The 22,976-nt window shown below is 67.0% G+C and carries 22 protein-coding genes; 14 read left to right on the top strand and 8 right to left on the bottom strand.

The genetic code is table 11. The features are described from left to right. Nucleotides 1–92 precede the first annotated feature (92 nt). The 3 genes from galT (at nucleotide 93) to QYM46_RS12190 (ending at nucleotide 3,548) form a co-directional block, all read left to right on the top strand. Nucleotides 93–1,283, top strand: coding sequence for a galactose-1-phosphate uridylyltransferase (gene galT, locus QYM46_RS12200; RefSeq protein ID WP_432789125.1), 1,191 nt, complete (start codon nucleotides 93–95; stop codon nucleotides 1,281–1,283). Beyond that, on the top strand, nucleotides 1,280–2,590 hold the full coding sequence (gene galK / locus QYM46_RS12195; RefSeq protein ID WP_432789124.1) for a galactokinase: 1,311 nt from the start codon (nucleotides 1,280–1,282) through the stop codon (nucleotides 2,588–2,590). The genes galT and galK overlap by 4 nt, the downstream gene beginning before the upstream one ends. 118 nt (nucleotides 2,591–2,708) lie before the next feature. Continuing rightward, on the top strand, nucleotides 2,709–3,548 hold the full coding sequence (locus tag QYM46_RS12190) for an alpha/beta fold hydrolase (RefSeq protein WP_432789123.1): 840 nt from the start codon (nucleotides 2,709–2,711) through the stop codon (nucleotides 3,546–3,548). Nucleotides 3,549–3,626: 78 nt separating this feature from the next. Here QYM46_RS12190 and QYM46_RS12185 read toward each other — a convergent pair whose 3' ends face one another. The 4 genes from QYM46_RS12185 to QYM46_RS12170 all read right to left on the bottom strand — a co-directional run bounded on the left by QYM46_RS12185 (nucleotide 3,627) and on the right by QYM46_RS12170 (nucleotide 7,252). Beyond that, nucleotides 3,627–3,905, bottom strand: coding sequence for a hypothetical protein (locus QYM46_RS12185; RefSeq protein WP_169252711.1), 279 nt, complete (start codon nucleotides 3,903–3,905; stop codon nucleotides 3,627–3,629). Between the two features lie 17 nt (nucleotides 3,906–3,922). Further along, complete coding sequence (locus tag QYM46_RS12180; protein WP_169252710.1) at nucleotides 3,923–5,620, bottom strand: sodium:solute symporter family protein; 1,698 nt, start codon at nucleotides 5,618–5,620, stop codon at nucleotides 3,923–3,925. 149 nt (nucleotides 5,621–5,769) lie between these two features. Beyond that, entirely contained in the window at nucleotides 5,770–6,528 is a 759-nt protein-coding gene (locus QYM46_RS12175; protein ID WP_169252709.1) for a DeoR/GlpR family DNA-binding transcription regulator, read from the bottom strand. 7 nt (nucleotides 6,529–6,535) lie between these two features. After that, the gene (locus QYM46_RS12170; RefSeq protein WP_432789122.1) at nucleotides 6,536–7,252 is read right to left on the bottom strand and encodes an IclR family transcriptional regulator; all 717 of its coding nucleotides are present in this window, start codon (nucleotides 7,250–7,252) and stop codon (nucleotides 6,536–6,538) included. 175 nt (nucleotides 7,253–7,427) lie between these two features. On the opposite strand from QYM46_RS12170, the gene leuC reads away from it, so the two are divergent. The 7 genes from leuC to QYM46_RS12135 all read left to right on the top strand — a co-directional run bounded on the left by leuC (nucleotide 7,428) and on the right by QYM46_RS12135 (nucleotide 14,621). After that, a complete protein-coding gene (gene leuC, locus QYM46_RS12165; protein WP_432789121.1) occupies nucleotides 7,428–8,912 on the top strand; it encodes a 3-isopropylmalate dehydratase large subunit in 1,485 nt (494 codons plus the stop codon). 17 nt (nucleotides 8,913–8,929) lie between these two features. Beyond that, entirely contained in the window at nucleotides 8,930–9,529 is a 600-nt protein-coding gene (leuD, locus tag QYM46_RS12160) for a 3-isopropylmalate dehydratase small subunit (protein WP_432789120.1), read from the top strand. Nucleotides 9,530–9,738: 209 nt separating this feature from the next. After that, nucleotides 9,739–11,055, top strand: a complete 1,317-nt coding sequence (gene murA, locus QYM46_RS12155; RefSeq protein ID WP_169252706.1) for a UDP-N-acetylglucosamine 1-carboxyvinyltransferase — start codon at nucleotides 9,739–9,741, stop codon at nucleotides 11,053–11,055. Continuing rightward, entirely contained in the window at nucleotides 11,052–11,825 is a 774-nt protein-coding gene (locus QYM46_RS12150; protein ID WP_169252705.1) for a lysophospholipid acyltransferase family protein, read from the top strand. The genes murA and QYM46_RS12150 overlap by 4 nt, the downstream gene beginning before the upstream one ends. Further along, a complete protein-coding gene (locus tag QYM46_RS12145; protein ID WP_432789119.1) occupies nucleotides 11,822–12,835 on the top strand; it encodes an NAD(P)H-dependent glycerol-3-phosphate dehydrogenase in 1,014 nt (337 codons plus the stop codon). Before QYM46_RS12150 ends, QYM46_RS12145 begins: the two co-directional genes overlap by 4 nt. 45 nt (nucleotides 12,836–12,880) lie before the next feature. Further along, nucleotides 12,881–13,414 carry a YbhB/YbcL family Raf kinase inhibitor-like protein gene (locus tag QYM46_RS12140; RefSeq protein ID WP_025777345.1) on the top strand — a complete coding sequence of 178 codons (534 nt, stop codon included), beginning with the start codon at nucleotides 12,881–12,883 and terminating at the stop codon, nucleotides 13,412–13,414. 91 nt (nucleotides 13,415–13,505) lie between these two features. Then, nucleotides 13,506–14,621, top strand: a complete 1,116-nt coding sequence (locus QYM46_RS12135) for a D-alanine--D-alanine ligase family protein (protein ID WP_432789118.1) — start codon at nucleotides 13,506–13,508, stop codon at nucleotides 14,619–14,621. Between the two features lie 41 nt (nucleotides 14,622–14,662). On the opposite strand, the gene QYM46_RS12130 is transcribed toward QYM46_RS12135, so the two are convergent. Then, nucleotides 14,663–15,187 (bottom strand): DUF3515 domain-containing protein, encoded by a 525-nt coding sequence (locus QYM46_RS12130; protein WP_169252702.1) that lies wholly within the window; start codon nucleotides 15,185–15,187, stop codon nucleotides 14,663–14,665. A gap of 32 nt (nucleotides 15,188–15,219) precedes the next feature. On the opposite strand from QYM46_RS12130, the gene thiL reads away from it, so the two are divergent. The 4 genes from thiL to rsmD are packed head-to-tail and all read left to right on the top strand — an operon-like array spanning nucleotide 15,220 to nucleotide 20,608. Then, on the top strand, nucleotides 15,220–16,254 hold the full coding sequence (gene thiL / locus QYM46_RS12125; RefSeq protein ID WP_432789117.1) for a thiamine-phosphate kinase: 1,035 nt from the start codon (nucleotides 15,220–15,222) through the stop codon (nucleotides 16,252–16,254). A gap of 1 nt (nucleotide 16,255) precedes the next feature. Beyond that, nucleotides 16,256–17,872, top strand: a complete 1,617-nt coding sequence (locus QYM46_RS12120) for a DAK2 domain-containing protein (protein WP_432789116.1) — start codon at nucleotides 16,256–16,258, stop codon at nucleotides 17,870–17,872. After that, nucleotides 17,869–20,016 (top strand): ATP-dependent DNA helicase RecG, encoded by a 2,148-nt coding sequence (locus QYM46_RS12115; RefSeq protein ID WP_169252699.1) that lies wholly within the window; start codon nucleotides 17,869–17,871, stop codon nucleotides 20,014–20,016. The genes QYM46_RS12120 and QYM46_RS12115 overlap by 4 nt, the downstream gene beginning before the upstream one ends. 10 nt (nucleotides 20,017–20,026) lie before the next feature. Next, nucleotides 20,027–20,608, top strand: a complete 582-nt coding sequence (rsmD, locus tag QYM46_RS12110; RefSeq protein WP_432789115.1) for a 16S rRNA (guanine(966)-N(2))-methyltransferase RsmD — start codon at nucleotides 20,027–20,029, stop codon at nucleotides 20,606–20,608. Nucleotides 20,609–20,693: 85 nt separating this feature from the next. On the opposite strand, the gene ehuA is transcribed toward rsmD, so the two are convergent. The 3 genes from ehuA to ehuC are packed head-to-tail and all read right to left on the bottom strand — an operon-like array spanning nucleotide 20,694 to nucleotide 22,973. Then, nucleotides 20,694–21,500, bottom strand: a complete 807-nt coding sequence (ehuA, locus tag QYM46_RS12105) for an ectoine/hydroxyectoine ABC transporter ATP-binding protein EhuA (protein WP_169252697.1) — start codon at nucleotides 21,498–21,500, stop codon at nucleotides 20,694–20,696. Next, nucleotides 21,487–22,146, bottom strand: a complete 660-nt coding sequence (ehuD, locus tag QYM46_RS12100; protein WP_169252696.1) for an ectoine/hydroxyectoine ABC transporter permease subunit EhuD — start codon at nucleotides 22,144–22,146, stop codon at nucleotides 21,487–21,489. Before ehuD ends, ehuA begins: the two co-directional genes overlap by 14 nt. After that, nucleotides 22,143–22,973, bottom strand: coding sequence for an ectoine/hydroxyectoine ABC transporter permease subunit EhuC (gene ehuC, locus QYM46_RS12095; protein WP_432789113.1), 831 nt, complete (start codon nucleotides 22,971–22,973; stop codon nucleotides 22,143–22,145). Before ehuC ends, ehuD begins: the two co-directional genes overlap by 4 nt. Nucleotides 22,974–22,976: the final 3 nt, after the last annotated feature.

The raw sequence follows: 22,976 nt of genomic DNA, 5'->3' as shown, positions 1-22,976 counted from the left end.
GGTGCGGTTGCAGGTATTGTACGCCGACCGCGCCCAATCGAGCCGCCAGGTGTTAGCATTATGATCGAAAATGATAACTTTTGGGAGGTCTGATGCCGGCGTCGCATCAAAGGGCGAACCTGTCCGATGGTCGTGAGATCCTGTTCTTCCAGGACCCCGACTCACATGTACCGACGGTCGTCGCTGACCCCCGGCCGAAGGATTCGCGACCCGACAGCGGCACCCTGCGCTTCGACCTCCTCACCGGAGAATGGGTCGCCGTGGCCACGCACCGGCAGACCCGCACCCACCTGCCCGCCGCCGCCGAATGTCCGCTGTGCCCGTCGACGCCGGACCGTCCGACGGAGATCCCGGCCGCGGAATTCGACGTCGCCGTCTTCGAGAATCGCTTCCCCTCCCTCGGCCCCGGCCTCGGTGATGTTCCGTCCCATCAGGAGGTCGACACCGCTTTCGCCGAGGCGGCCGCCGACTCCGCCGAAACCGTGATCTCTGCGCTGGCGGGACCGGGATACGGCCGCTGCGAAGTCGTCGTCTTCTCCGCGGAGCACACCGGCTCCTTCGCAGGACTCGGCACCGCACGCGCCCGCACCGTCATCGACGCCTGGGCCAACCGGACCGCAGAACTCTCTGCCATGCCGGGCATCGAACAGGTCTTCATGTTCGAGAACCGCGGGGAGGAGATCGGGGTGACGATGAACCATCCGCACGGACAGATCTATGCTTACCCCTATGTCACCCCGCACACCGCGATCACCTCGGCCCGGGCGCATGACCACCTGCGCCGGACCGGACGACCGCTGCTCGGCGATGTGCTCGCCTTCGAACGCGAGGCGGGGGAGCGGATGATTCTTGAGACCGATCACTTCTCCGCTTTCGTGCCCTTCGCGGCCCGCTGGCCGATCGAAGTCCACCTCGTTCCGCACCGCCAGGTGGGAAGCGTCGACGAGCTCGACGACACCGAACGCGACGACCTGGCGCGCGTCTATCCGGAGGTGCTGCGACGCATCGACGGACTCTACCCGAGCCCCACGCCGTATATCGCGGCCTGGCACCAGGCGCCGGTCAACAGTGCCGACCGCCTGGCCGAATGGCTCCGCCTCGAGATCACGAGCCCGCGGAGGGCGGAGAACAAGCTGAAGTTCCTCGCCGGTTCGGAGGCAGCGATGGGCGCCTTCGTCGGCGACGTCTCCGCCGAGGAGACCGCAGCCAGGCTGCGTGCGGTGACCCCGGAACCCCTCGCCGGACCCGCGGATTCCCTCGCCGAGGCGGAGGCCGGTCGATGAACGCCGAGACGTCGACGACTGTGGCCGCACCGACCCCCGACCACCTCGCCGAGGAGTTCGAGGCCCTGTTCGGGTACCGGCCGCTCGGATCCTTCCGTGCGCCCGGGCGGGTGAACGTCATCGGCGAACACACCGACTACAACTTGGGCTTCGTCCTGCCCATCGCCATCGACCGGGCCGTGTACGTCGCCATCGGTCGGCGACCCGACAACTTCGCTGACGGGCGAGACGTGGACGTGGCGGGTCGCCGGGGCGAGCACAACGCAGAGGACACGGGAACCATGGAGCCGCCTCGGCGCGGGGAGAGCATCCGCATCGTCTCCGACCATCGCGATGACACCGGCCAGCGTCTGTCCGGCCAGTTCGCGGCCGCTGACCTCGCGCCCGGTGCCCTGCCCGGCTGGCTGAGCCACCCCGCGGGCGTCGTCGACGAGATCGCGAAGACCACGGGCACGATCGTCGGCGGAGTCGACCTCTATATCGAATCCACCGTGCCCGTCGGTGCCGGACTGTCGTCATCGCACGCACTCGAAGTTGCGGTGCTCATCGCCCTCGACGAGGTGTTCGGCCTCGGCCTCGACGACCGAGAGAAAGTCCTGCTGACACAGCGAGCCGAAAACGACTTCGTCGGTGCGCCGACGGGGATCGTCGACCAAGCTGCGTCGATCATGACCGAGGCCGGGCATGCGCTCTTCCTCGACTGCCGTGACCTCAGCGCTCGCCAGATTCCCTTCGACCTCGACGCCGAGGGGCTGCGACTCCTCGTCATCGACTCGAAGGTCTCGCACTCGCACAGCGAAAGCGGGTACGGCGCCCGGCGGAGGACCTGTGAGGAGTCCGCCGCGATCTTCGGCGTCGACAGCCTGCGGGAACTCGCCGACGATGTCGACCTGAGCGAACTGACCGAGGAGCAGCGCAAGCGCGTGCGACACGTCATCGCCGAAAACGCTCGGGTCCGCGCCACCGTCGAACTGCTCGAGGACAACGAGCGATCAACCGGCGACGAACATGACGCGCGCATCCGTGCCCTCGGCGATCTGCTGGTGGCCTCCCACGAATCCCTGGCACAGGACTATGAGGTCTCCTGTGTCGAACTCGATGTGGCGGTGGCGGCCGCGATGGGAGCGGGGGCGCTCGGGGCGCGGATGATCGGCGGCGGCTTCGGCGGTTCGGCGATCGCGCTCATCCACGCGGACCGGGTCGACGCAGTCGGCGACGCCGTCACCGCGGCATTCGCCGAACACGGCTACCGGACGCCGGACATCTTCGCCGTCAGCGCGGGGCGGGGCGCGGCACGGTTCGACTGAGCGATGATCCTTCGGGGTCGCTGGCTGTCGTGGTCCGGGCAGGCGTTGACCACCAGAACCTCCACGGTTCATGCTGGAACCTCAGGTGAGGATGAACTCGGAGGGGCGGGGGAGCGGCATGGATAACTGCGACGTCAATGGGGTGAGCCTCGGCGTCGAGGAGTTCGGCGAGGCTGATGCGCCGCTGGTTCTCTGCCTCGGCGCACCGACGATGCTGTCCTGGCCCGATGCCCTGTGCGTGCAGCTGGCTGCGCAGGGACGCCACGTCGTGCGCTGCGACCTTCGCGATGCCGGATCTTCGAGCCATGGTGACCTCGAATCACCGGACTACACTCTGCGAGACCTCGCCGCCGATGCCGCCGAACTCGCTCGGGCCTTCGACGGCCGACCCGCTCATTTGGCGGGAATCGGCATCAGCGGAATGGTTGCGCAGGTCGCGGCTCTCGACCATCCGGAGGCGTTCTCGGCACTCACTCTCATCGGCACCCGACCGGTAGCACCCGGGCCCGTCGACGACGATCTGCCTGATCATGATGAGGTCACGATGGGCCCGCTCTTCGCCCGACCGCCGCCGGACTGGACGGACGTCGACTCGGTGGCGGACTTCATGGCCGAAGGTGCGAAGATCCTCGGCGACGACCCCGCGGAGGCCCGCGACGTCGCAGCCCGGATCTGGGGACGGACGCAAGGCGATGACCCGGAGTCTCACCGGGCCGATCAGCTGGGAATGGTGTTCTCCCGCCTCGACTGCCGGCCACGCTGGCGAGAACGACTGCCGCAGCTGGGGGTGCCGACGTTGGTCGTGCACGGTCGACTCGATCCGTTCTTTCCTGTCGGCAATGGAGAGGCGCTCGCACGGGAGATTCCCGGGGCCCGACTGCTGACCCTCGAGAATGCCTCGCGGGCCGTTCCGGCCGCGGACGTCCCTGAGGTCGTCGGCGGGATAGCCGCGCTCTGAGCGGATCGACTCAGACGGGCTTGGGCCGCCTCGGCGACGGTGTCAGTCTGGTCCGCTCTCCGAATGCGAGGGCGGGTGTCAGTCGGTGCCAGGCGCGCCTGCGGCGTCGTCGGGTGTCTCGACGATGCGGAGCGGACGCAGCCGCGCCCAGATGAGGAAGACGGCCGCGGCGATGACGAGACCGATCCCGGTCCACAGGTTCGCATCGACCCCGCCGGTGCGCTCGGCTTCGTCGGGAGTGAAGCCGACGATTCCGGCGATCGTGAGGATGATGCCGAAGATCGCCAACAGCGCTCCGATGAAGTTGCGGACGTCGAAGGCGCCTGCGGTCTTGGTCTGTTCGTTGGAATTGCTCATGGGAATCACGGGCTCCTTCAGCCGAATGTCACGTTGAGGATGATGACGAGCACCAGGGCGACACCCGCGACGGGCACGGGGCGCTTCCAGAACGGCGCCTTCGGTTCGCCGAGGTCCTCGAAGTCGGACTTCGGGGTCTCCGAGTAGACGAGTCCGCGCAGCTCCGCAGCCGGCTTCGGCGTGGTGAACAGGGTGACGATCACCGACAGGACGATGTCGACGACGAACGCCGTGCTGGCCGCGAGGAATGCGGCACCCTGACCGGGCAGGTCGAGGACTCCGGTCTCGGCGAGGATGAACACGAACACGGCAGACAGCGTGCCGCCGACGAGGCCGACCCAACCGGCGGTCGCCGACATCCGCTTCCAGAACATACCGAGGATGAACGTGGCGAACAGCGGGGCGTTGAAGAAGCCGAACAGCGTCTGCAGGTAGTCCATGAGGTTGGAGAAGTTGCCCGCGATGAGAGCGGTGAAGATCGCCACGACGCAGGCGCCGATCGTCGCCCACCGGCCGATCTTGAGGTAGTAGTCGTCCTCGCGGTCCTTGACCACGTACTGCTGCCACAGGTCGTAGCTGAAGACCGTGTTGAACGCGGAGATGTTCGCGGCCATGCCGGCCATGAACGCGGCGAGCAGGCCGGCGATCGCCACACCGAGGAGACCGTTGGGCAGGACCTCGCGCATGAGCAGCAGGAGCGCATCGTTGTACGTCACGCCCGTCTGTTCGAGCGCGGTCGCCTCGTCGATGGAGGCCGAGATCTCCTTGAACTGCGTCATCTGCGGCACGAGCACCGCGGCGATCATGCCGGGGACGACGACGATGAAGGGGATGAGCATCTTCGGGAACGCGCCGATGATCGGCGTCAGGCGCGCTGCGTTGATCGACTTCGAGGCCATGGCGCGCTGGACTTCGACGAAGTTCGTCGTCCAGTAGCCGAAGGACAGCACGAAGCCGAGGCCGAAGACGATGCCGACGACCGAGAGCACGGGGTTCGAGAAGCCGGAGAGCTGCTCGCCCGGCCAGCTGCTCAGCTGTTCGGCACCGAGCATTCCGTCATTGCTCACCTTGTCGACGAGTCCGTCCCAGCCGCCGACGCGGTTGAGGCCGATGAGGGTGAGCGGGAGGAGAGCTGCGACGATGACGAAGAACTGCAGCACCTCGTTGTAGATGGCCGCGCTCAGCCCGCCGAGGGTGATGTAGGACAGGACGATGGCGGCGGCGACGATGAGGGTGATCCACAGGGGCCAGCCGAGCAGGCGGTTGACGATCGTGCCCAGCAGGAACAGGTTGACGCCGGCGATGAGCAGCTGTGCGACGGCGAAGGACAGGGCGTTGACGAGGTGGGCGCCCGTGCCGAAGCGTCTGCGCATGAACTCCGGAACCGACCGGACCTTCGAGCCGTAGTAGAAGGGCATCATCACGACACCGAGGAACAGCATCGCCGGGACCGCGCCGATCCAGAAGTAGTGCATCGTCGGCATGCCGTATTGGGCGCCCGTGGCGGACATGCCCATGATCTCCACGGCGCCGAGGTTGGCCGACACGAACGCGAGAGCCGTGACCCAGGCCGGAAGGCTCCGTCCGGAGAGGAGGAACTCGATGCTCGAGGAGATCCCGCGTTTGGCGAACCACCCGATGCCGAGGACGAAGATGAAGTAGATCGCTATCAGCAGATAGTCGATCCACTGTGCGTCCAAGCGGATTGCTTCCAAGGTTCCTCCATATGCGTCAGTGCACGGCTTCAAAATGCGTCAATGCATGGATGCGTGTGGTGTGCGACACCCGAGTGGACACTTTAGAGGATTGTGAGCCTGATCGCTAGTGATCGAACTTGAACAGTTCTGATCGTTTGCCCGGCTGGTCAGACGACCTCGACCTCGACGCCTGCCTCGCGCAGGGCCGTGAGCTCGGATTCAGAGCTCTTCGAATCGGTGATGAGCTGCTGGATCTGTTCGGTCGGGACGGTGAGCACCGACGACCGGAGCCCGACCTTCGTGTGATCGACGAGCGCGGTGACGCGACCCGCCCCGGCGGCCATCGCCCGATCCGTGTCCGCGACGGGGAACGCCGGCGTCGACAGACCGAAGTCCGCGGCCAGACCGTTGCCGGAGAGGAATACGGTGTCGGCGCGCAGCCCGAGCAGCTGAGACACCGTGCCGCCGCCGACGAAGGCGCGAATGGAATGGCGCAGCAGACCGCCGACGACGATGACCTCGTTGTCGGGGGAGGAGACCATGGCCTCGGCGACGAGCAGTGAATTCGTCACCACGCGTAGACCTGACCGCGTCACGAGCTCCTTGGCCAACAGCTCGGTCGTCGTTCCCGGCCCGAGCGCCACGACATCGCCGTTGCGCACCTGCGCCGCCGCGGCGCGCGCGATCGCCGTCTTCTCGGCCAGCGCCTGCTCGAGCTTCTCCGCATAGCTCGACTCCCGCGCGCTCGAGGCAAGCACGGCACCGCCATGGGTGCGAATGAGCCTGCCCTCCTCGGCGAGCTGATCGAGGTCACGGCGGATGGTCACGGCCGAGGTGTCGAGCTTCTCCGACAGGGAGGTGATGGAGACGGCGCCGTCTCGCTCGATCGTGTCGACGATGATATTGCGCCTCTGGGCGGCGATCATGGGCCGCTCAGCCGCGCACGAGTGCTTCGGTCAGCGCACGCGCGGCGTCGATGACCGACTTCGCGTGCAGCCGACCCGGCTGGCGGGTGAGCCGGTCGACCGGTCCGGAGATCGAGACCGCGGCGACCACGCGGTTGCTCGGCCCGCGCACGGGGGCCGACACCGAGGCGACGCCGCGCTCGCGTTCGGCGATCGACTGAGCCCAGCCTCGGCGACGGACCCCGGAGAGCATGGTCGCGGAGAACCGGGCACCGCGCAGGCCCGTGTGCAGACGGTCCGGCTCCTCCCAGGCCAGCAGCACCTGAGCGGCAGAGCCGGCGCGCATCGACAGGGTCGCACCGATCGGCACGGAGTCGCGCAGACCCACGGGGCGCTCGGCCGCGGCCACGCACAGACGCAGATCGCCCTGGCGGCGGAAGAGCTGAGCGGACTCACCCGTCTGATCGCGCAGCTGACCCAGAACGGGCCCGGCCGCGGCCAGCAAACGGTCCTCGCCGGCGGCCGAGGACAGCTCGGCCAGGCGCGGCCCGAGGACGAAGCGTCCCTGCAGGTCGCGGCCGACGATGCGGTGGAATTCAAGGGCAACAGTCAGGCGGTGGGCAGTGGGGCGTGCCAGTCCGGTCAGCGTCACCAACTCGGCGAGAGAGGCGGGGCCGGCCTCAAGTGCGGAGAGAACCATTGCGGCCTTGTCGATGACCCCGACGCCGCTACCATTGCTTGTCATAGGCACCATTGTGCGCGTCTCAGTGGGCGAGATGCAAGTTCGCATTGCGATACGGGCGAGTAGATTTCGAATACGCACTCACTCCAGTGCGCACATCGCAATTCATCGACGCGCCGTACCTCGGTCCGTCAGGTCTACATCGGGTGCAGAGATCCCTGCACCGGCGGGAGGAACCATGCCACGCACATTGGCCGAGAAGGTCTGGGCCGATCACGTCGTCTCACGAGGTGTTGACGGTGCGCCGGACCTTATCTACATCGACCTCCACCTCGTCCACGAGGTGACCAGCCCGCAGGCCTTCGACGGACTCCGACTCGCCGGGCGCCCCGTGCGCCGCCCCGACCTCACCATCGCCACCGAGGACCACAACACCCCAACGTGGGACATCGACAAGCCGATCGCCGAACCCACCTCGGCCACGCAGATCAATACGCTGCGCAAGAACGCTGAGGAATTCGGCATCCGCCTGCACAGCCTCGGCGATGCCGACCAGGGCATCGTCCACGTCGTGGGACCGCAGCTGGGCCTGACCCAGCCGGGCACCACCGTCGTCTGCGGCGACTCGCACACCTCCACCCACGGCGCCTTCGGTGCGCTCGCCTTCGGCATCGGCACCTCCGAGGTCGAACACGTGCTCGCCACCCAGACGCTGAGTATCAAGCCCTTCAAGACGATGTCGATCACCGTCGACGGCGATCTGCCCGAGGGCTCGAGCGCCAAGGACATCATCCTCGCGATCATCGCGAAGATCGGCACCGGCGGGGGACAGGGCTACGTGCTCGAATACCGCGGTTCGGCCATCCGCCAGCTGTCGATGGAAGCCCGGATGACGATCTGCAACATGTCGATCGAAGCCGGCGCCCGCGCCGGAATGGTCGCCCCCGATGAGACGACCTTCGACTACGTCAAGGGCCGTCCACACGCCCCCGAGGGCGAAGACTGGGACGCGGCCGTCGAGTACTGGAAGACCCTGTACACCGACGAAGGCGCGGAATTCGACGCCGAGGTGGTCCTCAAGGCCGAAGACATCGAACCGTTCGTCACGTGGGGCACGAACCCCGGCCAGGGCCTGCCGCTGTCGGCTTCCGTGCCCAGCCCCGATGACTTCACCGACGAGAACGACAAGGCGGCCGCCGCCAATGCGCTGGCCTATATGGGGCTGACCCCGGGCACGCCGCTGCGCGAGATCGAAGTCGACACCGTCTTCCTCGGCTCCTGCACGAACTCCCGGATCGAAGATCTCCGGGCCGCCGCCGAGGTGGTCCGCGGACGCAAGAAGGCCGAGAACGTCCGCTTCATGGTCGTCCCCGGCTCCGCGAAGGTCCGCCTCCAGGCCGAAGACGAGGGCCTCGACGTCATCTTCAAGGACTTCGGCGGCGAATGGCGCTTCGCCGGCTGCTCGATGTGTCTGGGCATGAACCCCGACCAGCTGGCCGACGGCGAACGCTGCGCCTCGACCTCGAACCGCAACTTCGAGGGCCGCCAGGGCAAGGGCGGACGCACCCACCTGGTCTCCCCGCTCGTGGCCGCGGCCACCGCAGTGCGCGGCACCCTGTCCTCACCGGGCGACGTCGCCGACCTCCCGCGGGACGCCGAACCCGTGGAATGGGCCGACGACCGCCTGTCCCTGACCCTGACGCCCGTCTCGGCGAACGACTGAAGTAGGAGGAGACCGCCATGGAAGCGTTCACCACCCACACCGGCATCGGCGTTCCACTGCGCCGATCCAATATCGACACCGACCAGATCATCCCCGCGAAGTTCCTCAAACGCGTCACCCGCACGGGATTCGAAGACGCCCTGTTCTACCGCTGGCGGACCAGTGACGACTTCGTCCTCAACGACCCGAACTTCGCGTCCGGCTCCGTCCTCGCCGCCGGCCCCGATTTCGGCACCGGATCCTCCCGTGAACACGCCGTCTGGGCGCTCAAGGACTACGGCTTCCGCGTCGTCCTGTCCTCTCGCTTCGGCGACATCTTCCGGGGCAACTCCGGCAAGGAGGGCCTGCTGGCCGCCCAGCTGGAACAGGCCGATATCGAACTGATCTGGAAGATCCTCGAGAACCATCCCGGCACCCCGATCACCGTGGATCTGAACGAGAAGACCGTGACATGCGACACCGTCACCGTGTCCTTCCAGATCGACGACTACACGCGCTGGCGCCTGCTCGAAGGTCACGACGACATCAGCCTCACCCTGGCCAGGGAAGACGAGATCGTCGCCTACGAATCCTCCCGCTTCGCCTTCAAACCCACGACTCTGCCCGCCAAGGTCTGACCCTCGCCGAGGTGGCCCACCGCCGCCATCGGGCCCCCCCCCACCGAGACGGCCCGCCGCCATGGTCGGACGCGACCTCGGCGCCGGCTCAAGCGAATCGGTGGGATACCGTCGGCTGGGTTAGTCTAGGACGGTGCCCGCCGCAATCAGCGGGCACCGTCTCCGGGTGGAAGCCCGCCCGGATCCGATCATCGGAATCAGGGAGGAACATGCTCGAAGTACGTGGGGGAAACCCGCTGGACGGCACCGTCCGCGTCCGCGGCGCCAAGAACCTGGTGCCCAAGGCGATGGTGGCCTCTCTGCTCGGCGAGACCCCGTCCGTGCTGCGCGGCGTGCCCCAGATCCGCGACGTCGAGATCGTCACCGGACTCCTCGAACTCCACGGAGTCCGCGTCACCTCCGGCCCCGACGGAGACCAGCCCGACGGCGAACTCCATCTCGACCCGGCCGAAGTGGCTCAGGGCTCGATCGTCGACATCGACGCCCACGCCGGATCCTCACGTATCCCGATCCTCTTCTGCGGACCTCTCCTGCACAGCCTCGGCCAGGCATTCATCCCCGACCTCGGCGGCTGCCATATCGGCGACCGCCCCATCAACTTCCACCTCGATGTGCTCCGCAAGTTCGGAGCCGAGGTCGACAAGACCCCCGGCGGCATCATGCTCAAGGCGCACAGCCGCCTGCAGGGAACCAAGGTCGAACTGCCCTATCCCTCCGTCGGAGCCACCGAACAGGTGCTGCTGACGGCGGTGCGCGCCGAAGGCGTGACCGAGCTGCGGGGTGCGGCCATCGAACCGGAGATCATGGATCTCATCGCGCTGCTGCAGAAGATGGGCGCGATCATCACCGTCGACACCGAGCGTGTGGTGCGCATCGAAGGCGTCGACACCCTCCGTGGGTTCATCCACCGCGCCCTGCCCGACCGCAACGAGACCGCGTCCTGGGCCTCGGCGGCACTCGCCACCGGCGGAGACATCTTCGTCGCAGGCGCCAGCCAGCCGGAGCTCATCACCTTCCTCAACGTCTTCCGCAAGATCGGCGGCGAATTCGAGGTGCAGGAGAACGGCATCCGCTTCCGCCATCCCGGCGGCAAACTCCGATCCTTCGCGCTGGAGACCGACGTCCACCCCGGCTTCATGACCGACTGGCAGCAGCCGCTGGTCGTCGCGATGACTCAGGCCGAGGGGCTGTCGATCATCCATGAGACCGTGTACGAGAACCGGTTCGGCTTCACCGACGCCCTGCGTGATATGGGTGCGCAGATCCAGCTCTACCGCGAATGCCTCGGCGGCACCCCCTGCCGCTTCGGGAGGCGGAACTACCAGCACTCGGCCGTGATCTCGGGGCCCACCGGCCTCACGGGCACCCGCATCGACGTCCCCGATCTGCGCGGCGGCTTCAGCCACCTCATCGCCGCGCTGGCCGCCCGGGGCACGAGCGAAGTCCACGGCATCGAACTCATCAACCGCGGCTACGAGAACTTCCTCGACAAGCTCATCGGACTCGGCGCCGAGGTGTCCGCATGAGGGCTGAACCCTCGCCCCGGGCCGCCCACGAGCCGAAGCCCCTCGTCGCGTTCGACCCCGCCTCGGTGCGCTCGCAGAACCGGGCGGGCACCGTCGCCGCCACGGCGGCCTTCGGACTCATGCGCACGGCCACGAGGATGAGCGTGCGGGGGACCGAGCACCTGCCGCCGGCCGGGACGGGCATCATCGCCGCCGCGTACCACGCCAACCATCTCGACCCGATCCTCGTGGGACTGGCGCTCAAGCGCCACGGACGGATGCCGCACTTCCTCGCGAAGTCGACACTGTTCACAGGTGCCCTGGGCGTCATCCTCAAGCGCATCGGGCAGATCCCGGTGCTGCGCGCCTCGGCGCAGGCCGGGGACTCCCTGGCATATGCGAAACAGGCCCTGGCCAACGGGCAGACCGTCGTCATCTATCCCGAGGGCACCTTGACGAAGGACCCGCAGCTGTGGCCGCAGCATTTCAAGACCGGCACCGCCCGGCTGGCGCTCGAGACCGGAGCCCCGATCATCCCCGTCGCCCATTGGGGACTGGACACGGTCTACCCGCGCGGGCAGAAGAAGGTCCGCTTCCGTCCCTTCAGCCACGACTCAGTCGTCGCCTTCGGTCCCGCCATCGACTATTCGGATCTGTGGGATCGCCGGGATGAGAAGAAGACGATGGGCGACCTCTCCCAACGAGTGAAGAACACCGTGGCGGCGATGGTGGCCGAACTGTCCGAACGCGAACTGCCGCAGCGTTTCACAGCTAAGGAGTCTGGCGAATGAGCGTCGACAAGATCACCGTCCTCGGAGCCGGATCGTGGGGAACCACCTACGCCGCGGTCATCGCCGACGCCGGTTTCCCCGTCACCCTGTGGGCTCGCCGCCCCGAGGTCGCCGCGGAGATCAACTCCACGCACACCAATGAGCGCTATCTGGGCGAACGGGTGCTGCCCGAGGGGCTGAGCGCCACCGCCGACGACATCGCCGCCGTCACCGATGCCGAGGTCATCGTCCTCGCCGTCCCCGCTCAGACCCTGCGGGAGAACCTCACCCGCTGGAAGCCGAACCTGCGTGAGGGTGTGAAGCTCGTGAGCCTGATGAAGGGCATCGAGGTCGACACCGGAAAGCGCATGTCCGAGGTCATCGCCGAGGTCGCCGAGGTCGCCGAATCCCAGATCGCCGTCGTCTCGGGTCCGAACCTCGCCCGTGAGATCGCCGACCGGCAGCCCACCGCCACCGTCGTCGCCTCGTCCGACATCACCACCGCCGAGGTGGTCGCGGAGATCAGCGCGAACGCGTACTTCCGGCCGTATACGAACACCGATGTCGTCGGCGTCGAGATCGGCGGTGCGATCAAGAACATCATCGCCCTGTCCGTGGGCATTGCCGACGGGCAGAAGCTCGGCGACAACTCGAAGGCCTCGATCATCACCCGCGGTCTCGCCGAAACCTCTCGCCTGGCCGCGGCCATGGGCGCCGAGGCGCACACTCTGTCCGGGCTCGCCGGACTCGGCGACCTCGTGGCCACCTGCGCCTCGCCCCTGTCACGCAACCGCACCTTCGGGCGCCACCTCGGTGAGGGGATGAGCCTCGAGGACGTCATCGCCCACACCTCACAGACAGCCGAGGGTGTGAAATCCGCCCCCGCCGTCCTCTCCCTGGGCCGACGCAACGGCGTCGACCTGCCCATCACCGAGGCGGTCTGCGCAGTGCTGAACGGACAGCTGCAGGTTGACGAACTCGCCGGATTGCTGTTGTCTCGGAAACGTAAGCACGAAGGACCGCCAGCCTGAGGCGAAGCCCGTCTCAGGCCGATCGCTGGACAATAAGGAGCACCCATGAGCGCCAACTCACCGTTCTTCAACCTTCCCGAACTTCCGACCTTCACGCTGACCAGCACCGACATCGACGACGGTGGAGTGCTCAGCGGCCCCCAGCTCTCCGGCGCCATGGGCGTGCCCGGCGGTGAGGACGTCTCCCCGCAGCTGTCGTGGTCCGGTTTCCCAGCAGAGACCAAGGCCTTCGCCGTGACCTGCTATGACCCCGACGCTCCGACGGGGTCGGGCTTCTGGCACTGGGTCGTCACGGACCTCGACGCCTCGGTGACGAGCCTGGAGGCCAATGCCGGCGATCCGGCCGCCGACCTCCTGCCCGGCGGAGCCGTGACCCTGCGCAACGATGCCGGCGAACCCCGCTTCGTCGGTGCCGCCCCGCCGCAGGGCCACGGACCGCACCGTTACTTCTTCATCGTCACCGCTCTGGCCGAACCGCTGGGCATCGACGAATCCGCGTCACCTGCCTTCGCCGGCTTCAACATGTTCTTCAAGGGCATCGGCCGCGCGTGGCTGGAATGCACGTTCGAGGTCAAGTGAGCTAGAGTCTTTCAGTCCGCGCACACCTGACCTTCTGTGCGCACCCCGTGTCCGGTCCCAGTGCGCGGGAGTACCAGTTCAAAGGAAACTCATGGCAGACAACGATCACCGGCCCCGTGTCGCAGTCCTCTTCGGAGGCCGTTCGAGTGAGCACTCCGTCAGCTGCGTCACCGCGGCCGGAGTGATCGGTGCCATCGACTCCCAGGCCTTCGACGTCCTGCCGATCGGCATCACGAAGACCGGCGTGTGGCGAGTCGTCGACGACTGGGCGAGCATGCGCTTCGATCCCGAAGCCATGCCCGAAGTCACGGACAACGGCACCGAGGTGATTCCTCCGGTCTCCGCCGACGGGGCTCCTTTGCTGCACCGGGATGCCGAGGGCACCTACACCGAACTGGGTGCGGTCGACGTGTTCTTCCCTCTCCTGCACGGACGCTTCGGTGAGGACGGAACCCTGCAGGGACTGCTCGAACTCAGCGACACGGCGTTCGTCGGCTCCGGAGTGTTCTCCTCCGCTGCGAGCATGGACAAACACTTCACGAAGTCGCTCATGGCTCAGGCCGGCATCCCCACCTGCCCGTGGGAGCTTGTGACCGAGACGATGTGGGCCGCAGACCGCGCCGAGGCGGAGAACCGTGTGGCTGGGCTCGGCCTGCCCGTCTTCGTCAAACCCGCCCGCGCCGGATCGTCCATGGGAGTCAGCCGGGTCGCCGAGGCCGCCGACCTCGAAGCCGCCCTGCTCGGTGCCTTCGAACACGACTCCAAAGTCATCGTCGAACCCGAAGTCAGCGGCCGTGAGGTCGAATGCGCCGTGCTCGGTTCCGTCTATGACACGGAGCTGCGCGTGTCCGCACCGGGGGAGATCCGCGTGAGCGGAGATCATTCCTTCTACGATTTCGATGCCAAGTACCTCGACCTCGCCGCCGCTGAGGTCACGTGTCCGGCCGACCTCGACGAGACGGTGACGGCCCGGGTTCGGGAGCTGGCCGCCTCGGTGTTCCGCCTCTTCGACTGCACCGGACTCGCCCGCGTCGACACCTTCGTCACGGACACCGGAGACGTCGTCATCAACGAACTCAACACCCTGCCCGGGTTCACCCCCACCTCGGCGTACCCGTTCATGTGGGCGCAGTCGGGACTCGACTACTCCGAACTCATCGGCGAACTCATCTCGATCGCCCTGATCGACCACTCCCGCGCGAAGTGAGGCGCCCGCCGCGGCGCAATCGCGTCCGCGGCGGGCAGGCTCTAGTCGGTGATGTCCTCCGCGCCGACGCATTCGTGCTCCGGCGGGATCTTCGACAGTGTCGGTGAGATCGCGGCGAGCACATCGTTGCCGGACTCGGCCTTGCGGTTGACGAGCACCTCGACGGCCGGTGTGCGACCGTAGCTGGTGAACCTCCACGTCGAATCGTCGTCGTCCACCGGCTTCGAGATCCAGTCGACCCCGGACACGCTCACGCACTGATCGGTCGTCGGGCCGGGAGGAGTGACTCCGCAGCGCAGCACCGCGACATTGGGATCTCCCCAGGCCTTCGTGCCCTGCGAAGAGGTCGTGCGAGCCTTCTGACCAGAGATCTCATCGGGCAGGGTGAGCATGATGTCGGCACACTTCGGATTCGCCGCGTCCTCGGCCGGTTCGACGATGACGGTGCGCGAACACCCGGTGACTGCGAGTCCGGTGAGCACCGTGGCCAATGCGACGACGGTGAGAGAACGACGACGGTGCGCGGGTTGGGCGTTACGGCGCGTCGAAGCAGAGCGAGATCTCATAGGACTACCGTATCGCCCGATAACCTGGAGCCATGACCCGACTGTCCGAACTTGGCGAATCACACATCATCTCCCGCGTGCTCACCCGCAATCCCAGCAGCACGCACGTGATCGTCGGACCCGGAGACGATGCGGCCGTGACCGCACCGGACGGTCGGCTCGTCTCGACGGCGGACATGCTCGTGGAGAACGAGGACTTCACTCGTGAGTGGTTGGACTGGGGGCGGCTCGGAGTCAAGGCAGCGGCCCAGAACCTCGCCGACGTCTGCGCCATGGGTGCGACCCCGCACGGACTGCTCGTCTCCCTGGCCGTTCCCGATGACACGGACATCGCCTGCCTCGAGGCCCTGTACGCCGGTCTCATCGACGAAGCGGCACGAGCGGGGACGGCTTTGGACTGCACCGTGCCGATCATCGGCGGGGATCTGTCCTCGTCGAGCCTGATCGTCATCGCCATCACCGCGCTCGGGACGGTGGACGAGGACCACGAGATCCTGCGCTCCGGTGCCCAACCCGGAGACGCGCTCTACCTGGCCGGGACGGTCGGGCGAGCGGCCGCCGGGCTCGACCTGCTCTTCGCCGGAGCGCGACGCGACGCCGTCGGACCTGAGCTCCGCTCCCTCATCGAGACCCAACTGGCGCCACGGCCCGACTACGGGGCACTGCGCACGATCGGAGCCTCGGCGATGATCGATGTCTCCGACGGGCTCAGCCTCGATCTCGCCCGGGTGGCGACCGCCTCGGGGGTGGGAATCGACCTCGAGTCGGCCCTGCTCCGCGACCTCATCGACCCGCTGCTGCCGGCGGCCGAATTCGTGCTCGACGCCCGAGCGGCGAGTGGGCCAGGCGATGCGAACGGTACGGCCGGTACGGCCACGACGACGGAGGATCTGGCACTGACCTGGGTCCTCGACGGGGGAGAAGACCACGGCTTCGCCGCGTCGGCGCCGTCGCGTCAGGACCCTGGAGTAGGCTGGCGGAGAATCGGAGCGATCCGCACCGGAGACGATGTCAGCCTCGACGGCACCCCCGTGCCGGCGAGCGGTTTCAGCCATTTCGGGATGTGACATGAGCAACGCCATCAGCCTCAACGGTCGTCTGGCCGCGCGTTGGGCCCGCCGCGCGGTCGACCGGCTGCGCAAGGAGCGCACCGAGATCGACGAGCTCAACGTCTTCCCCGTCCCCGACGGCGACACGGGCACGAATATGTACCACACCCTGCGCGCCGCCTACCTCGCCGTCGAAGAGCTCACCGGACCCGTCACCCTCCCCCAGGTCGTCGCCGCACTCGCCGCCGGAGCCGGACGCGGCGCCCGCGGCAACTCCGGACTCATCCTCGCCGTCGCCCTGCAGGGAGTCGCCGATGCCCTGGCCGGGGTCACCGTGGCCACCGCCGACGCCATGGCCACCGCCCTGGAGACCGCCTCCGACCGGGCCCGGGCCGCCGTCGCCCGCCCCGTCGACGGCACCATGCTCACCGTGCTCGACGCCATGGCCACCGAGGCCCGCGAGCGCGCCGACGACGGAGCCGAGCTGATCGACGTCATCGCGGCCGTGCGCGAACGCTCCCGGTCGGCCCTGCGGGAGACCACCGGACAGCTCACCGTGCTGCGCGAGGCCGAGGTCGTCGACGCCGGATCGACGGGAATCGTCGAACTCTTCGACCTCCTCTACGCCACCGTCACCGGCCGCACCCCGCAGGATTCGATGCTCGCCGAGGTGGCCCGCGCACCGAAGATCATCCACGAAGCCACCGCGGACGAACTCGAGATCGTCGCCATCCTCGCTGATACCCCCGCGGACTCGCTCGCCGAGGATCTCGACCGCCTCGGCGGGACCTCGATCGTCATCAACGCGGCCAAGGTCCACGTCCACGTCGCCGACGAGACGACCGCCGCGACCGTCATCGACCGCCTCGGCGAATATGGGATCGCCCGGCTCGATATGGAAGACCTGCGGATGCACGAGCAGGAAGGGGAGACGAAGCTCATCGCCCTGGTCAAGGGCACGGGGCTGCTCATGCACACTGCGCTCAACGGAGCCACGGCGCTGACTCCGGAGGTGGGGGACCTGTTCGAGACGATGTCCGAACTCATCGCCGCCGAGGACCGGGAGGTCATCGTCATCCCCGGCTCCACCTCGGCGCTGAAGTCCCTGACCGGGCTGGGCGCGCATGTCGTGCGCTCCCGCAACGTCGGCACCCTGCTCTCGGCACTGGCCGTCTACGATCCCTTCGCTCCGGCGGCGGAGATCTTCGCGGACATGACCGAAGCCGCCGCGGGCACGAGAGTGGGCACGATCTATTCGGCCGATCAGCTCGCCTCCGACCCGCCGACCGGCATGCTGCCGGTCGTTGCCGAGGAGAGCGCGGGCGCGGTTCCGGGCACGGGTGCTGGCCCGAGCGGGGGCACGGCGGTGGCGGCTCATCCGGCGCAGTTCTACCGGGTCTTCATCGAAGGCCGCGCGAAGACCCAGAGCACGGAGCTGCGGACCTTGGTCGAGAAGCTCGCCGATCGGCTGCTCGGGGCCGGGGGAGAGCTGCTCACCGTCGTTTACGGACCCGACTGCGCACCCGAAGTGCTCGACCATCTGCGGGACTGGATCCAGAAGTCACATGAGACCGTCCACTTCCAGGACATCGCTGCCCGAGACTCCGGGGTGCTCGTGATCATGGGGGTCGAATGAGGACCCGGCTCGAAGACAACTTCCGGCCGGCCGATCGGAAGAACCTGGCCCAGCGTGGGGTCCATTCGGTCACCGACCTCTTCCGCTTCTTTCCCCGTCGCTACCTCGTGCCGGGGGAGCACACGGAGCTCGGAGATCTGCCGCTGGGTGAGACCGCGATCATCCAGGCCGAAGTCATCAAGGTCGAGACGCGGCGGATGAAGCAGCGGAAAGGCACGATCACCGAAGTCATCGTCCATGACGGAACACAGTCGATGAAGATCGCTTTCTTCAACCAGCATTGGTTGGGGAAGGCGCTGAAGCCGGGACTGACCGTCGTCTTCGGCGGCAAGGTGGAATCGTTCCGTGGGCAGCTGACCCTGGCGTCTCCGGTGTGGCTCAACCGCACCGAGGATGACCATGAGTGGACTCCCGAGGACCTCAACTCGCCGTTCCCCATCTACCCGGCCGTGAAGAAGATCGCGCAGTCCCGGCTGTGGAGTTCGATCAAGACCCTGCTCACCGTCGCCGGTCCCGAGGAGTTCGAGGATCCGCTGCCGAAGGGGCTGCGGGACGCTCATGAGCTGCCGGATCTGCGCACCGCGCTGGAGGACATGCATCGGCCGCGGACGATCGATGACGTCGAGCGGGCCCGGCTGCGGTGGAAGTGGGAAGAAGCGCTCGCCCTGCAGACCGAGTTCGCCGCCCGAAAGGCGAAGCTGGCTGACGAGAAGGCGACACCGCTGCTGACCCAAGGCGCGAAGAGTCGCCGCTTCGATGCAGACCTGCCCTTCACTCTCACCGCATCCCAGATCAGAGTGGGTGAGGAGATCGCTGAGGACATGGCCGCGGACCGGCCGATGCACCGGCTCCTCCACGGTGATGTCGGCTCCGGTAAGACCCTCGTGGCGCTGCGGGCCATGCTCACCGCGGTCGATTCCGGCGCCCAAGCCGCCATGCTCGCACCCACCGAGGTGCTCGCCACTCAGCATTTCCATTCGATCCAGACTTTCCTCGACGAGCAGATGGCGCTGTCTCCGCTGCTGTCCGATGATGATCAGGTGACAGTGGCGCTGATGACCGGGTCGATGCCGGCGAAGGAGCGTCGCGAACTCGCCCTCGACCTCGTCGCCGGCAACATCGACCTCGTCGTCGGCACGCATGCGCTGCTGTCGGAGTCGACGATGTTCTCCGACCTCGGCCTCATCGTCGTCGACGAACAGCACCGGTTCGGTGTCGAACAGCGGGAAGCGCTGCGGGCCAAGGGCGGGGACACGACCCCGCATACGCTCGTGATGTCGGCGACGCCGATCCCGCGCACCGTGGCGATGACGGTCTTCGCCGACCTCGACATCTCGACTTTGAAGGAGATGCCGGCCGGTCCGAAGGACATCGCCACTCATGTGGTGCCGATCGTCGACCATCCTGCATGGTACGTCCGGGTGCGGGAGCGCATGCGGCAGACCGTCGAGGCGGGGAAGGGAGTCTTCGTCGTCTTCCCGCGAATCGAACCGACGGACATCGAGGATCCGGAATCCGGGGACGTCGTCGGACAGAAGCAGGGCATCGAGGACATCACGCGGAAGCTGTCTGAGACCCCGGAATTGGCTGGTCTGACGTTCGGTCTGCTGCACGGGCGGATGTCGACGGCGGAGAAGGACCGGGTGCTTGCGGACTTCGTCGGAGGCGACATCGAGATCCTCGTCTCGACGACGGTCATCGAGGTCGGCGTCGACGTGGCGCGGGCGACGATGATGGTCATCATCGAAGCCGAGAACTTCGGTGTCGCACAGCTGCACCAGCTGCGCGGACGCGTCGGCCGTGACGGCAGCTCCGCCATGTGCTTCCTGCTCACCGAGATGAGCGCTGAGGACGAGAGCTATGGACGGCTGCAGGCCGTGGCCGAGACGCTCGACGGTTTCGCCCTGGCCGAATACGACCTCGACTCCCGCGGCGAAGGCGATGTGCTCAGCGGCTCCCAATGGGGCGGATCCTCGCTGCGGCATCTGTCCATCCTCCGCGACTCCGAGATGGTCGCCGAAGCGAAGACGATCGCCGAGCAGATCGTCGCCGTCGACCCCACCCTCGAGGCGGTGCCCGCGCTCAAGGCCTTCATCAGGCGCGTCCTGCCCGAGGACGACGCGCACTTCATCGAGGCAGGCTGAGGAGGCAGACATGAGAATCATCGCCGGAGCACACAAGGGCGCCAGACTGTCGTCACCGTCGGGGGCGAACACCCGACCGACGTCCGACCGGGTCAAGGAGTCCCTGTTCTCCATGCTCGACGGCTACGGGGTCGTGCCGGCCGCGAACGTCCTCGACCTCTTCGCCGGTTCCGGAGGGCTGGGCTTCGAAGCGATGTCGCGGGGAGCCGCACAGGTCGACTTCGTCGATTCCTCGCTCGCTTCGATCCGCTCGCTGCAGGCCAATGCGGACAAGCTCGGCCTCGACCACTCCGCGACAGTCCACGCCGGGGATGTGCTCCACTTCCTCGCCGGGCTGCCCGGACCGGAGAATCCGGAGTCGCGGGTCTTCGACCTCGTGTTCATGGACCCGCCCTACCCGTTGGGGGAAGACGCTGTCACGCAGATCCTCAGGCGTCTGCGCACGCACTTGGACATGGAGTCCATCGTCGTCGTCGAACGTGCCGCGCGCTCGCCGGAGCCGACGATGCCCGACGGACTCGAAGTCTTCCGCGCGAAGACCTTCGGCGAGACCGCGATCCACTTCGTCCAGCTCGCCGGCGAGGCGGACTGATCTATCAGCTTGGTGAACCTGCAGCAGCTCGGCGCAGGGACCAAGCTGCTGCAGGTTCACCAAGCTGGCACTGAAGTTTCAGGGCTCAGAGCACGCTCGAGAGGAACTTGCGGGTGCGTTCGTGCTGCGGGTTGTTGAAGATCTGATCCGGCGGACCCTCCTCGAGCACCTGACCGCCGTCGAACATCATCACCCGGTGTGAGACGTCGCGGGCGAACTGCATCTCGTGGGTGACCAGCAGCATCGTGATGTCCGTGGTCTCGGCGATATCGCGCAGCACTTCGAGCACGTCGCCGACGAGTTCCGGGTCGAGCGCCGAGGTGACCTCGTCGAGGAGGAGGATCTCCGGGTTCATCGCCAGGGCCCGGGCGATCGCCACACGCTGCTGCTGACCGCCGGAGAGGCGAGTCGGGTGCGCCTCGGCCTTGTCGGCCAGGCCCACGCGTTCGAGCAGCTCCTTGGCTTCTTTGGTCGCGTCGGCCTTGGACTTGCCGAGCACGTGGACGGGGGCTTCGATGATGTTCTCGAGCACGGTCATGTTCGGGAACAGGTTGAACTGCTGGAAGACCATGCCGATGCGCGTGGTCATCTCACGGGTGCGCTTCTTCGGCAGCTCGACCCGCTTGCCGTCGCGCTCTTCGAACGTCAGCGGCTGACCGTCGACGAAGATGTATCCGCCGGTGAGTTCTTCAAGTGTCATCACCAGGCGCAGGATCGTCGTCTTGCCCGAACCGCTGGGTCCGATGAGGGTGACGCGTTCGCCGGGAGCGACCGTGAAGTTGAGATTCTTGAGCACGGTGGTCGGACCGAAGCTCTTCTCCACGTCGGTGAACTCGATCGCCGGTGTGCCGGGGTTGGGCGATGTGGCTGGGGTGTTCTCAGTAGGTGGCAAGGCGTCGATCCAATCTCTGAATGAGCAGTGAGGTCGGGTAGCTGGCGGCGAGGAAGATGATTCCGGCCAGCGTGAAGGCTTCCGTGTAGGCGAAGGTCGAACCGCCGAACTCCTTCGCAGCCGTGACGAGCTCGACGACGGAGATCGCGAACAGGAACGGTGTGTCCTTGAACATCGCGACCGCGTAGTTGCCCAGCGACGGGATCGTCGCTCGCAGCGCCTGCGGGAGCACGATCGCGGTGAACGTGCGCACCGGCGGCAGCGACAGGGCGGTGGCCGCCTCGAACTGTCCCGGCGGCACCGCATCGATTCCGGCTCGGTAGCTTTCGGACATGTAGGTCGAATAGTGGATGCCGATGACGATGAAGCCGACGACGAGAGCCGGGATATCTACGAGCCCCGGGATGTCCGAGAACGCGTAGTAGACGAACAGCAGCTGGACGACCAGCGGGGTGTTGCGGATGAACGCGACGATGAGACGGACGAGCCAGTTGATCCACCGCGGCAGTCCGCGGATGGCTACGGCGAGGATGAGGCCGAGGATCGCGGCGATGACGGTGCCGACGACGGTGGCGATGAGCGTGTTGACGAACCCGCGCAGCAGGATCGGCAGCGCTTCGGCGGCGAATTCCCAGTTCCAGATCACAGGTTGCCTCCCTGACCGGAGAAGGGTCCCTTGGTGGGATCCGTGCCGGTGCCGTGGTTGGCACCCTCATTCGCTGCAGCGTGCGAGGCGAGCCGGTCGCGGCGCACGGCATCGGCGCGAGCCGCACGCCTGGCGTCGCGACGTTCGGTGCGCGAGTTCGGGCGCCTGCGACCCAGCGCAGCTGTGGCCCTGCGTTCGAGGAAGTTCATGAATTCCTGGAGCAGCCAGGCCAGCACGAAGTAGATGAGGAGACCGATCGAGAACGCGAACATCGTGTCACCGGTCGACTGGCGCAGCTGGCCGACCTTGTCGGTGAGGTCGGAGAGAGTGATGAAGGAGACGACCGCCGTGCCCTTGAGGAGTTGGATGAGCAGGGTTGCGATCGAAGGGATCATGAGCGCCCAGGCCTGCGGGAAGATCACACGGATCATCCGGCGGGTGGGGGAGAGGCTGAGTGCGATCGCGGCTTCCCACTGCCCGGGGGCCACGGTCTTGATGGAGGACCGGACCACCTCGGCGGAATAGGCTCCGTAGTTGAGCGCCAGCGCGCCGATGCCACAGGCCATGGGGTCGAGGTCGGCGCCGAGGAGCGGCAGCACGTAGAACAGCCAGAACAGCTGGACGAGCAATGAGGTGCCGCGGAAGAATTCGACGATGATGCGCGCCGGGATGCGCAGCCAGGCACTCGGCGAGGTCATCGTCAGACCGAGGATGAGGGCGATGAGCACGGCCCCGATGCTGCCGAGAACCGTGAGGATGATGGTTGTCTGAACTCCCTCCCACAGCTGTGGGAGGAAGTTCAGCAACGTCGTGATGTTGTCGTTCATGGT

Source organism: Brevibacterium sp. K11IcPPYGO002, from assembly GCF_050920635.1.
In the GTDB taxonomy this organism is placed as follows: Bacteria; Actinomycetota; Actinomycetes; order Actinomycetales; family Brevibacteriaceae; genus Brevibacterium.
The sequence above is the reverse complement of the archived record's forward strand: the minus strand, read 5'-3'. Positions and strand labels throughout refer to the sequence as shown.